General features: G+C 36.5%; 9 protein-coding genes and 1 pseudogene. 4 read left to right on the top strand and 6 right to left on the bottom strand.

Annotated features, from left to right (window positions below):
- The first annotated feature begins 31 nt into the window (after positions 1 to 31).
- Positions 32 to 1,327 carry a cadherin domain-containing protein gene (locus tag ACP6PK_RS24610; protein WP_426563495.1) on the top strand — a complete coding sequence of 432 codons (1,296 nt, stop codon included), beginning with the start codon at positions 32 to 34 and terminating at the stop codon, positions 1,325 to 1,327.
- A 624-nt stretch (positions 1,328 to 1,951) separates the two neighbouring features.
- Here ACP6PK_RS24610 and ACP6PK_RS24605 read toward each other — a convergent pair.
- The 3 genes from ACP6PK_RS24605 to ACP6PK_RS24595 form a co-directional block, all read right to left on the bottom strand.
- Positions 1,952 to 2,083 carry a hypothetical protein gene (locus tag ACP6PK_RS24605; protein WP_256386510.1) on the bottom strand — a complete coding sequence of 44 codons (132 nt, stop codon included), beginning with the start codon at positions 2,081 to 2,083 and terminating at the stop codon, positions 1,952 to 1,954.
- 477 nt (positions 2,084 to 2,560) lie between these two features.
- Positions 2,561 to 4,522, bottom strand: coding sequence for a heavy metal translocating P-type ATPase (locus ACP6PK_RS24600; protein ID WP_426563493.1), 1,962 nt, complete (start codon positions 4,520 to 4,522; stop codon positions 2,561 to 2,563).
- A gap of 1,456 nt (positions 4,523 to 5,978) precedes the next feature.
- Positions 5,979 to 6,980, bottom strand: a complete 1,002-nt coding sequence (locus ACP6PK_RS24595) for an acetamidase/formamidase family protein (protein ID WP_426563491.1) — start codon at positions 6,978 to 6,980, stop codon at positions 5,979 to 5,981.
- 345 nt (positions 6,981 to 7,325) lie between these two features.
- On the opposite strand from ACP6PK_RS24595, the gene ACP6PK_RS24590 reads away from it, so the two are divergent.
- From ACP6PK_RS24590 to lysS, 3 genes are all read left to right on the top strand, one after another.
- Positions 7,326 to 7,532 carry a hypothetical protein gene (locus ACP6PK_RS24590; RefSeq protein WP_371357595.1) on the top strand — a complete coding sequence of 69 codons (207 nt, stop codon included), beginning with the start codon at positions 7,326 to 7,328 and terminating at the stop codon, positions 7,530 to 7,532.
- A 120-nt stretch (positions 7,533 to 7,652) separates the two neighbouring features.
- On the top strand, positions 7,653 to 7,982 hold the full coding sequence (locus tag ACP6PK_RS24585) for a hypothetical protein (RefSeq protein WP_426563489.1): 330 nt from the start codon (positions 7,653 to 7,655) through the stop codon (positions 7,980 to 7,982).
- A 598-nt stretch (positions 7,983 to 8,580) separates the two neighbouring features.
- On the top strand, positions 8,581 to 9,726 hold the full coding sequence (gene lysS / locus ACP6PK_RS24580) for a homocitrate synthase (protein ID WP_426563487.1): 1,146 nt from the start codon (positions 8,581 to 8,583) through the stop codon (positions 9,724 to 9,726).
- A gap of 480 nt (positions 9,727 to 10,206) precedes the next feature.
- Here lysS and fmt read toward each other — a convergent pair whose 3' ends face one another.
- From fmt to ACP6PK_RS24565, 3 genes and pseudogenes are all read right to left on the bottom strand, one after another.
- The gene (fmt, locus tag ACP6PK_RS24575; RefSeq protein WP_426563485.1) at positions 10,207 to 11,214 is read right to left on the bottom strand and encodes a methionyl-tRNA formyltransferase; all 1,008 of its coding nucleotides are present in this window, start codon (positions 11,212 to 11,214) and stop codon (positions 10,207 to 10,209) included.
- A gap of 619 nt (positions 11,215 to 11,833) precedes the next feature.
- Positions 11,834 to 12,571 carry a WD40 repeat domain-containing protein gene (locus tag ACP6PK_RS24570; RefSeq protein ID WP_426563497.1) on the bottom strand — a complete coding sequence of 246 codons (738 nt, stop codon included), beginning with the start codon at positions 12,569 to 12,571 and terminating at the stop codon, positions 11,834 to 11,836.
- Positions 12,572 to 12,613: 42 nt separating this feature from the next.
- A pseudogene (locus tag ACP6PK_RS24565) lies at positions 12,614 to 12,700 on the bottom strand (hypothetical protein); the annotation flags it as partial.
- Between the last annotated feature and the right edge of the window lie 40 nt (positions 12,701 to 12,740).

The following is a 12,740-nucleotide window of genomic DNA, read 5'->3' as shown; positions in this document are numbered from 1 at the left end:
CTCATAAAGAGAGTTGGGGATTTGTTTGGGCTTGAAATTTGCTAAAGTCCCGATATTAGTAGCAAATAGTTCTTTACTCGACTTTGAAAATAATACAGCTCATACTATTAATATCCGCACAACTGATAGTGGAACACCCACAGAAAGTTTTGAGCAACAACTAACTATAGATGTGACTGATGTGGATGAGACACCTACCCCAAGCAACAACCCACCTACAGAAATTCAATTAGATAATCATGCTATTGCAGAAAATAGTAATAATGGAACAGTGGTAGGTACTCTAACTACAACTGACTCTGATGTTGATGATACTCACACTTATACATTATTAAATGATGGGGATGGTCGTTTTGTTGTGGATGGAGACCGAATATTAGTAGCAAATAGTTCTTTACTCGACTTTGAAAATAATACAGCTCATACTATTAATATCCGCACAACTGATAGTGGAACACCCACAGAAAGTTTTGAGCAACAACTAACTATAGATGTGACTGATGTGGATGAGACTCTAGCAAATAATAACAATACTCTTGGTACTCCTAATAGCGATCGCCTCATCGGAACAAACAATGGCGACACTCTTTCAGGTGGTGAGGGTAATGATACTTATATTATTAACAACACCGCAGATATAATCATTGAAGATCCTAATGCTGGTATTGATGCTGCTGAGTCTAGTATCACCTATAGTTTGCCAGGCAATGTTGAAAACCTGGTGCTGACCGGGGAAAATATTGATGGTTCTGGAAACCCTCGAAACAATTATATTGCAGGTAGTGATGGTAACAATAAATTAGGAGGAGGTCGAGGTAACGATACCCTTTTAGGAGTGGGTGGAGCAGATACAATTATTGGTGGTAAGGGTAATGATATTTTGCTAGGAGGAGCAGGTGACGATATTTTACAAGGGAGACCGGGACGCGATCGCTTAAATGGTGGTGCGGGTAACGATACTCTGACTGGAGGTGCGAGTAAGGATAAGTTCATTTTTAATACTAACCAACCTTTTCAAGCAGAGGATATTGGTACAGATACTATTACTGACTTTCAGGAAGATAGGGATAAAATTTTGTTAGATCAGAATACGTTTACAGCTATTAATAGTTTGGCAGGTGAAGGTTTTAGTATTGTTGAGGAGTTTGAGGTTGTCAGTAGTGACGCACAAGCAGAAACAGCAGTAGGAGTTATTGTTTATAATCAGACAAATGGTAATTTGTTCTACAACTCGGATGGTGTAGCAAGTGGTTTTGGAGAGGGCGGTTTATTTGCGAATGTTGTGAATGCTCCTGAGTTGGAAAGTTCTGATTTTCAGATTAGATAGATATTTCCAGAAGTATAGAAACCGGGTTTATAGAACCCATTTGGGATCTTATCAATGGGAGGGTGGAAAGTCTGGGAAGTGTGGGGAGATGGGATCTTATCAATGGGAGGGTGGAAAGTCTGGGAAGTGTGGGGAGATGGGAACTTATATCATGTTCGGTTGAATAGTTACACTTTGGAGGAGGGAAGGCAGAGGGCAGAAGGCAGAAGGCAGAAGGGGAAGAAAAGTTCAAAGGGAGAAGGTTTTTTTATCATTGATTATCCGGACATGATATTAGATGCTACTTTTTTTCCTGGTCTTGGTGAAACACGGTATGAAATTCCTAAATTTATAATATTATGTCCGCTGGTATCGGAGCGTGTAAACCAAAGAGTGAATATCTACAGGAAATTTAAGTGTTTTTCGGGGTTAATACCCTTAATTCCTAGATAAATAAAGCCTGACAAAGCAAATTTCTTAATTCTGAATTCTTACCCTTTTACAATACCGATGCTACCGGGCATGATATAACGTGTAAATCAGACCTATTTTCCCTCTAATTGACCCAGAAAAAGCTCCTTTATAACTCCTGAATTCTCTCAAATTATACTTTTATTCACCAACGTCTTTTTCCCCTATTTTATATCATTTCCGCTGGTATCGTTCTTTCACATTTCCTGCTAAATTTTGTTTAGTTGCACTATCAATTTTTTGGCGTAATTCCTCTAGTGGACTATCAACTTCATTATGCTCTTCAGCTAAAAGAATTATTTCCACTTTTTGACCAAAAAATAAGGTCTCAAGCCTCCCCTTTTAAGGGGATGAAAAAGCGGTCGTTTCGCTTCGCGACATGAATTGCTCGCAGTCCGTCAGGATGAGATGGCGTTTTGCTTCGCAACATATAAAGCGAAGCGGGTCCGTAGGAGCGGGTCTCCCGCTCTTAACAGAGCCACTCCGTTAACGCCATATCTAATCGACCAAGAGAAAATAAACTTCAGTATTTCAAGCCTCTGGGTTTAGCGAGAGGTACTGTTATCAGTTAACTGTTAACTGATAACTGAAATGACCTGCTGCAAATGGTAAATCCGATCAAACAAACAGCTGAAGATTATCAATTATTACATATTTTTTATAAGCATTCATCCGTTTAATTAACTCCTTAATATTAGGTATTTAAGATGATAGGGGAGTAGGGGAGTAGGGGAATAGGGAAAAAGTACCTTTTGATGACCGGATTTAATATTACTTTCCTATTTAACTTTTGACTTTTGACTTTTGACTTTTGAATTCCAATACTCGACTAGAATTAAAAATTGCAATTAATGCCACACCCACATCTGCAAATACTGCTTCCCAAATATTTGCCAACCCAACTATTCCCAACAAAATAAACAAACTTTTTACTCCTAAAGCAAAACCAATATTCTGCCAAACAATACGACGAGTTTTCCTGCTAATTTTTATTGCTTCGGCAACCTTAGAAGGAGCATCAGTCATAATAACAACATCCGCAGTTTCAATTGCTGCATCGGAACCCATACTACCCATCGCCATACCAATATCGGCACGAGCAATAACCGGAGCATCATTAATTCCATCACCAACAAAAGCAACTTTGCCATTATTTTGATAGAGTAATTTTTCAATAGCAGTAACTTTATCTTCTGGCAATAATTCCGCTTGATAATCATCTAAACCCAGATTTTTTGCCACCCGTTGAGCCACAGTTTGATTATCTCCAGTTAACATTATAGTTTTTTCCACTCCCAAATTTTTCAAAGACTTAATTGCCTCAGCAGCATCTAATTTAATTTGGTCAGAAATTGTAATATAACCAACATATTTACTATCAACTGCTAAATGAACTGCCGTATCTCCAACATCACAAATATCGTGTTCAATATCTTCTAAATGTAATAGGCGATCGCCTCCAGCAATAACTGTTTTATTCCCAACTTTTGCCTTAATTCCACATCCAGCAATTTCTTGATATTCTGACACATCAGAATTATCTATTTTCGTGGAATTATATTTATAAACTGCTTGAGCAATAGGATGATTTGATAAAGATTCTACTTTAGCTGCCACTTCTACTAATTCTGGTTTACTCAAGCCATTTTTCGTGATAATATCTGTTACCTGAAGTTTACCTTCTGTTAAAGTTCCAGTTTTATCAAAAACCACAGTTTTAATAGCAGCTAAATCATCTAAAAATGTCGAACCTTTAACTAAAATCCCTCGTTTAGCAGCTCCACCAACTCCACCAAAATAACCTAAAGGAATACTAATTACTAATCCACAAGGACAGGAAACAACTAATACAATTAATGCCCGATTTATCCAATCGGCATAAGTCGCACCAGACATAAATAGAGGAGGTAAAAGAGCAATTAGCAAAGAAATAAAGACAACGACTGGAGTATAGTATCTGGCAAAATTTGTCATAAATCTTTCCGTTTTAGATTTCTTAGTTTTAGCAGTTTCAACTAATTCTAAAATCCGAGCAATGGATGACTCACCAAAAGGTTTAGTAACCCGAATTGTTAATACTCCCGTTTGATTAACCATCCCTGCTAATATTGTTTGCCCAACTGTGAAAAACTTAGGTATTGATTCCCCAGTTAAAGCCGAAGTATCAACTTGAGAATTGCCAGAGATAATTTCACCATCTAAAGGAATTTTTTCTCCTGGTTTAACGACTATTTCACTCCCAACTTCTACTATTTCAGGAGATACTTTTTCCAGAGAATCATCAATTTTTAAATTTGCATAATCAGGACGAACTTCTAATAATGACTTAATAGAACTACGGGAACGTTTAACAGAATATTCTTGGAATGTTTCCCCAACTTGATAAAACAACATTACTGCCACAGCTTCCGGTAACTTATCAATAACGATCGCTGCCAATGTTGCGACAGTCATTAAAAAATTTTCATCAAATATTCTGCCTTTCAAAATATTTTTTCCAGCGCTAGAAAGTACCGTCCATCCACTATATATATAGATAGGAATAAACACTATGTATTTCCCTATACCGTAGGCAATATTTTGTAATTGTTGATAGAAAATCAAACCTAATATATAGATAATAGCGACTGGAAGTAAAGGTAAAATTTCCTGTTTTAAATGTGACTCTTGGGTAGTTTGGTTAGTATGATTATCATTTTCTTCATGGTGACAGCTACAACAATGAGAATTATTCTGATTATTCATATTCTTATTCCTTAATCAAAGAAGTTTTTATTGTAGATATTATAATCAATAAAATTCAAAATTAAATATTCTTTCTATTTAAGATACGATGTTATCAAGATAATTGGGTCTAAATTATTTTGATTGTTCTCAGTTTTCAAGAACTTTTAAATAAAATCTAAAGATTATTTTAGATTTTAGGATTGTTTAGTATGATAGAAGAAAAAAATTTTAGCGAGCTCCAAAATCAAAAAAATGGATAATAGATAGTATGAGCAAAAAATAAGGTCTCAAGTATCCCCTTTTAAAGGAATGAAAAAAGTAAACTTCAGTTATTAGTAAAGAATAAGGTTTTCCAAGAGATGAAAAGGTCAAGTGATTCTGGGCCAATGTTTCTACCAACTTCAGCAGAATATATTGTAACTGCTATTACTTCAGTCAATCATTATAGCGCTGCGCGCAGGGAACAGGGAACATAAAACAAGCAATAGTGAGAATAAATTGCCGATAATATAAAGCTTTGAGCTGCTTGGACACCTCCTGCAATTTGTAAATATGCCAGCGCACATTGCTATAGTAGATACTGTGGAATTTTAGCCTTCAACTATATGGAAAATGGCAGAATTTCACACCATAATTAAGCAATTACACGCAAGTCAATTTTGTCAATATTGTCTCATAAAAATTCAGAAAAATCATATAAATTTTGCGATGTTAGTCTAGATTTTTTCAAAAAATTAGCAACAAAAATATGCAAAAATATTGCTAAAATTAAGCATAAATTATTATTTTACTATCTCAAGTCATAATTGAAATATCCTTCTCTTCAAATAAAAGTTATTTAACTTAAAATAACTGAAGTTTTGTTGGTATGAAGCAATCTCAGGATCTCACGGAGATTGCTTCCTATAGTCGCAATCACAATTTTTCAACCAGATTTTATATTACCGAAATAATTAATAATTAACCAATTAAATAATTAGATAATTCACGCCTTGAAGCCTCCCCTTTCAAGGGAAAAAAGCGGTCGTTTGCGGAGAATTCCGTAGGATGGGATGGCGTTCGCGAAGCGTCCCGGAGGGAAGGGTTTCCCGCTCTTGCAGAGCCGCTGCCTCTTCCAGAGGAGCTGCGCTAACGCTAACGCTTTATATGTCGCGCAGCAAAACGCCATATCTAATACCATTTCTCAAAAATCTTGCTATATTTGGTTGGGTGGGGAAGTGTGGTAAGTGTGGGAGGAGGGGGGAGAGGAAAAGTAGTGATAATCTATATTAACTAACTAATAATTGTTAAAAACAGACTTTGAGTCTTGCTAAATATTTGACTGTTGAAGTATAGTCGAAGTATAGCATTACTTTTGGTAATTTGTATAATCGACCAAGAGAAATAAATCTTTTCCTTATTGGTCAATCCTCTCCCTAAAAGGGAGAAGTAATTATCAATTATCCATTATCAATTATCAATTATCCATTATCCATTATCCATTAATGAAACCAATGCTACCAGATTTAATATTATCTGGAGTTTTCTTCGGTAATATAGATTTTGCCAACATTCCATGCACTCCCTTTTGAGGATTATTTACAACTTGAGTAATATGAAAATTCACTGCAAGGGAACACAAAATATAAGCATCTTCACGACTCAAACCAACAAATTTTTCTAACCAACTAATCATTTGTTTTAAAGCTAATTCAAAAGCACCATCTAAAGTATTGCCAAATCCAAAAGAAATAATATCACTAGATGTTTCTGCCATAGGAAAACTTATTTGTAAATCTTTTCTCAATTTAATCTTAATAGTACCATTCATTGAAGTTTCAATTGCTGTTACATTTATCTCTCCATCGCCCTGTGCAGAATGACCATCACCAATAGAAAATAAACCGCCCGGCACAAAAACAGGCAAAAATATTCGCGAACCAACCTTTAATTCCCGACAGTCAATATTACCTCCATAACTACCAGGAGGAATAGAAGAACGTTGAGAATTTTCTGTAGCAACTCCCAAAATTCCAAAGAATGGTTGAAGAGGAATTTTTATCCCGCTCTTAGGAGGAAATTCTGCAAATTTTTTCTCTAAATTTAGTGGAATAAAATTTAGTTTTGGTTCCGTAAATTCTTCAGGTAATGCTCCCCATCCCCGACGAATAGAATTAAATCCCATCGGTAAACTAGGGTAAATATTTTCCAGAATAATTTCTAGTACATCTCCCGGTTGAGCATCATTAATATATATCGGTCCAGTTAATAAATGAGGACCAGAACCGACCTTTCTTTCTGCTGGTAAATTATGACAAATTTCTAGAAATTCAGGATTGAAAAAATCTTCAGGTGCTTGGTCATAAAGATAATAACCAGTATAAGTTTCCACATCCACGCGATCGCCAGAATTAATTATTAATGCTGGTTCTAGTTGATGTGAAAATCCTCCTAAATGAACAGTTTTACAGTTAGCTTTCAAAATGTGATGAGTCATTTCAGTTATCAGTTAAAAGTTAGCCTCCTATCGGAGGAACTGCGTTAACAGTTATCAGTACCTCTGGGTTCACCCAGAGGCTTGAAATACTTAAGTTTACTTTCTCTTGGTCATTTCATTTAATTTTAATATTTATCTTTAGCCTTTCTCAAGTTACTAAAGTACATTTGTTTTTTTCCTTTCTATTCCCTATTCCCTATTTTAAGATATACTCACTTTAATTAAAAAAATTATCATTTCAATAATATAACTAAAACTCATCAAAGTTTTCAAAAGTTACAACCAGGAATTGGTGTTGGAGTTCCTTCAGAAAAAGGTTGGGTTTCTACCAGAAATTAATACCTAATTATCATTGTCGGTTTAACAGGAGTAGGTAAAACTACAATGATTAATACATTAACTAAATCTGGGTTGAATTTTACCTTACTTCCCAATCGACGTACTCTAACCACAGAATTAATTATTCCTTATATTGCAGGTCTAAATGGAAAGAATATTCAAACAATTTGTTGCCTAGAGCGGTTTAAATATACTCGTCAATATCAAAAATAATTTCCCGGTGGTATGGCTCATGTTTTGACTCAATTACAACTTAATCTTAATCAAATTAATTATCCATTAATTCTCGATGGTTGACGGGGTAAAAATGAAGTTACTTATGCTGCTAATATTTTGAAAAAGGCAAAATTTGTGATTTTAGATGCTCCATTATTAGTACGTTTAAAACGCCTTTTTACTCGAAATCATGCTTTTATTCAAATAACAAAATCTGTGGAAGATGGAATAGTAATTAAACAAAAAAATATGAGTTTTTCTGCTTTAGGTATACCTGAAGCTTCTAGTTTATTTACCTTTGCTGAACCCCAAGAAATTTTCACTGGGATTAAAAAAGGAATCTACCAACATACAGAAGTTAGTCAAAAACTAAAAATCTTGCTTGAAGAGAGTATAAACTACAATTTTCAGGCAACAAAAATAGCCTTACAGACTATAACTCCATAACGAACTTTAGTATTATAAACTACTAAGTTTACACCTCAAAAATTAGCTCAAAAAGTTATTAAATATATTAGATATAGTTCAATAATTGATAATTGATAATTACCTCTCCCTAAAACGGATTGGATTGAATAAAAGGAAAATAAATTCATTGTTTCTCTTGATCTAGTTGGCTTTAAACCTTAATTATTCGGTAAGGGGATTATTAGAAAATTAGGCGTTGCTGAAACCTTGGGATGAATCTTTGTACTTCCTCTTTGTCTAAAACTATAATTTCTCCCACACTCCCCACACCCCCCCAAACCTACTAATTCATCCCGCACTCTATGCAAGGCGGAAAATTCAAATCTGTAGGGGTTTGGTCTCCAAACCCTTATTCTTACTAAAAAATAGACCTGCTTTGGCTCTTCTTAGTTCTTTCTTTGATAACAGCAAATCAAAATTTTTCATCACAGATTGCTAAATTCAAAAATAACTTAAACTATCTTAAATATTTTTAATATATAGCATTTTTTTGAAAATAAATTGTAATTAATCATACGAAAAATCATCCCTATAATATGTTTATCTAAAATTATGGAATTATATCTAAACTAAAAAAATGTTATTAAGTAAACTAGCGATAGTTGATTCTACTCTCCGAGAGGGAGAACAATTTTTTAAGTCAAATTTTTCTACTGGAGATAAAGTTGAAATTGCTAGGGCACTAGATCAATTTGGAGTAGAATATATTGAAGTAACATCTCCAACTGTTTCCCCTCAATCCTATCAAGACTGTAAAAACTTAGCTCAGTTAGGTTTACAAGCTAAAGTTATCACCCATATTCGCTGCCATATTGAAGATGCAAAAATTGCCCTAGATACAGGTGTAGATGGTATTAATCTATTTATGGGTACATCTAAACTTTTACGTCAATTTGGTCATGGTAAAAGTATTGATGAAATTATTGATATAGCCACAGAAGTTATTACTTTTATTCATCAACAAAATCCCCAAATAGAATTGCGTTTTTCCACAGAAGATTCTTTTCGTAGTTCCCTATCAGATTTACTACGAGTTTATTTAGCAATTAATAAATTAGGAATTGTCAATCGTTTTGGGGTAGCTGATACAGTAGGTATAGCCACTCCCCATCAAGTTTATCAATTAATTCAAGAGATGAGACAATGCTTTTCTGAAGATATAGAATTTCACGGTCATAATGATACAGGTTGTGCTATTGCTAATAGTTTTGCTGCTTTTGAAGCAGGAGTAACTCATATTGATACAAGTGTTTTAGGCATTGGTGAACGTAATGGTATTACACCTTTATCTGGATTAATTGCTCGTCTTTATACCCTCGATCCAGAAACTTTAAATCGAAAATATTCTCTATCTTATCTTCAGAAATTAAATCAATTAGTAGCAGAAAAAATAGGACTTTCTATTCCTTTCGATCATTGCATTGTTGGAGAAGCTGCTTTTAATCATAAAGCCGGAGTTCATACTAAAGCAATCATCAATAATTCTAGAACTTATGAAGCAATAGATCCTAATGATTTTGACTTAAATCGGTCAATTTTAATTAATCACAAACTAACAGGTAAAAATAGTATTGCACATCGCGCTCATCAACTAGGTCTAAATCTCGAAACTTTTCAAATTCAAGCTATTACTCAGACAATTAAAACTTTAGCAGACAGGGAGAAAGTCACCCTAGAAAATGTGGATGAAATTTTGTTTTCATATCACAAAAATATTGGTTAATTTTTGAGGTGAAGAGAATTACTAAGTTGATAGCAGTTTACAAGAGAGTTCAGTAAATTACTCAACTGAAAATCCCTATTTATAAGATTTACCTAAAAAAATACTTATAGCAGTTTTCATGTTTTTTAGAATACAGAGATTTGGGTTTAAAGGAAGAATGAAGAAGTTTTGTAGTCTACCTTTGTGAAAACCGCTATAACTAAACGCTATTGATTAAAAGTTTTTAGCCAATACTATCTTAATAGATAAAGCTTTTAGCCTTTTTTGGGAGGGAGAATTAATTGATAAAAAATGGGTAAGAATTGATTTGATGATTGTATTTTGGGAGATATCTAATACACCCCATCTCCCCATCTCCCCATTTCTCTACACTCCCGTACGGACGTTGCATAACAAAAATGCGAACGTCCCTACCCCCACTCCCCCACTCCCCCACTCCCCCACTCCCCCACTCCCCCACTCCCCCACTCCCCTACTCCCCTACTCCCCTACTTCCCCAATAACTTCCCCCACTGCCAAACGAGTACCATTAGCAAAATCCCAACCAGAAACTGCCTTTTTCCCCGCTAACTGCACCTGCCACAACAACAACCAACCACTACCAGTTTGCAGCACAGGTCCTAAACCCTTAATTACTTTCACCACTTCCCCGATATTTCCAACAACCTCAGATTCAGAAGACCAAACCTTCTCCAACTTCTGTAATTCCGGAGGCAATTCCGACCAATATTCACCACCTATCGGCACAGTTGCCATTACCTTCAAAGACTGACTCCGAAAACTTGTGAAACAATTAGGGAAAAATCCTCTGACTTGGTTGTGAATATCCAATGCACTTTTTGACCAATCAATTTCATAATCAGAATTTTGAATCAGTGGAGCGTAAGTTGCTAGAGAATCATTTTGAGCAATAGGTTCAATTTCTCTGTCCTCCAACTTGAACAAAGTTTCCAGCAATAAATCTGCCCCATCCTTTGCCAAAATTTCCGCTATGGATACAGCATTATCTAACAAACCAATAGGAGTCACACTCTTCAATAACATTGGACCAGTATCCATTCCCACATCCATCAACATCGTAGTATTGCCCGTTTCCGCCTCCCCATGATAAATAGACCATTGAATAGGAGCAGCACCACGATATTTTGGCAAAATCGAACCATGAACATTCACACAACCCAACTTCGGCATCTCCAAAATTTCGGCGGACAAGATTTGCCCATAAGCAACTACTACAAACACATCCGCTTCTGCTTGCCTTAATAAGTCGAGAGTTTTAGCATTTTTTTTAACTCGGCGCGGTTGCCAGACAGGGATATTATGGGTGACAGCTACCGACTTAACTGGAGATGGAATCAGTTTATTGCCTCGCCCCCGTCTTTTATCCGGTTGAGTGACAACTGCCATAACTTCAATTTCTGGGTCAGCTAATAATTTTTCTAGAGTAGGAACAGCAAATAGAGGTGTGCCAAAAAATATTATTTTCATATAAATTGAAAAAATAAGAGACAATAATAATTAAGTATACCAGAACTTACCAATGAATAATGGATAATTACAGCGGTTTTCATTTTGGTAAATCACAGTAGGGACGTTGCATGCAACGTCCCTACTGTCGTCTACTGATATGAAAACCGCTGTAAATAGTGCAATAGTAGGGGCGGGTTTCGCCGTTAAATTAACGAGTTTTCACATTTAATTAGATAAACCCGCCCCCAATGATATAACGCACTATTTTAGCTGAAACACTCCATTAGGGTTGGTTTCGGCTGTCGCCGACATGAAAAGCGTCAGCGTAACCTACCGAAAAATTATAGATTTGGCGGTGCGTTAACGAAGTGTAATATAGAATCCGGATAATTACTATATCCAAGTCATTGCGACTGGAACGGAGTGGAAGGAAGCAATCTCAGGGGTCCCACGAGATTGCTTCCTATCGTCGCAATGACCACTGTTTAACCGGATTTTATATAAAGCACCCTACTGGACTACTTCACCTACTACGCGGGCAAGATGCCCGCACTACAAAAATTTAATTGTTAATATTTAGACTTCATATAGTTGAAATATGCTGTGACTTCTAACTTCTGACTTCTAACTTCTGACTTCACCCATCCCCCCGACGCCAAACTTTGATGACTAAATCTCCTCCTAGACTCACCATCGTGTTGCCGTCTTCGCTAAAGATGACTTGTTCGATGGAACCGGAATGAGCAGGGAGGGTTTGCAACAATTGTTTGGTGGCAGCGTCAATAATCTCCAGATTCCATGTTTCGGTGGTTTCGTCGTAATTTGGTTTGGCCATAAGAGAGCGATCGGGACTGGTAACGGGAAATTCGCGATCGGCATGTGGAGAGTTTAGGGCAGGAAGATACCACAGTTTGATAGTTTGGTCACAACTGCCACTGGCAAGAACTCGCCCGTCGGCACTGAAAGCGACGGAAGTGACAAACTCTGAATGTTCTTCTAGGGTACTTAGTAATTTTCCAGTATGGGAATGCAACAGTGTAATAGTTGTGCCAGAATGACCGGCAAGAACTCGCCCGTCGGCACTGAAAGCGAGGGAACCTAAACGCCCTTGTAGGGTACGCTGCAATTCTCCAGTGTGGGGATGCCACAATTTGATGGTGTTGTCATCACTGCCACTAGCCAGGAGTTGCCCGTCGGGACTGAAAGCGAGGGAGCTGAGATAATCTGAATGTTCTTCTAGGGTGTGCAGTAATTCTCCGGTTTGGGGATTCCACAGTTTAATGCTCTCACCACTGCGACTAGCCAGGAGTTGCCCGTCGGGACTGAAAGCAACAGACCTGACATAACTTGAATCGCCTTTTAGAGTATCCAGCAATTCTCCGGTTTGGGGATTCCACAGTTTAATGGTCTTGTCATTACTGCAACTGGCAAGAACTCGCCCGTCGGGACTGAAAGCGACGGAACGGACAGAATCTGAATGCCCTTTTCGGTTAGTATGCAGCAATTTTCCGGTGTGGGGATTCCACAGTTTGATGGTCTTGTCA

Source organism: Dapis hubbardiae BLCC-M172 (assembly GCF_050016015.1).
Lineage (GTDB): Bacteria > Cyanobacteriota > Cyanobacteriia > Cyanobacteriales > Microcoleaceae > Trichodesmium.
The sequence above is the reverse complement of the archived record's forward strand: the minus strand, read 5'-3'. Positions and strand labels throughout refer to the sequence as shown.

Coding starts and splice junctions, on each gene's coding strand:
- fmt (WP_426563485.1), bottom strand. CDS start 11,214: ATGAAAATAATATTTTTTGGCACACCTCTATTTGCTGTTCCTACTCTA.
- ACP6PK_RS24600 (WP_426563493.1), bottom strand. CDS start 4,522: ATGAATAATCAGAATAATTCTCATTGTTGTAGCTGTCACCATGAAGAA.
- lysS (WP_426563487.1), top strand. CDS start 8,581: ATGTTATTAAGTAAACTAGCGATAGTTGATTCTACTCTCCGAGAGGGA.
- ACP6PK_RS24595 (WP_426563491.1), bottom strand. CDS start 6,980: ATGACTCATCACATTTTGAAAGCTAACTGTAAAACTGTTCATTTAGGA.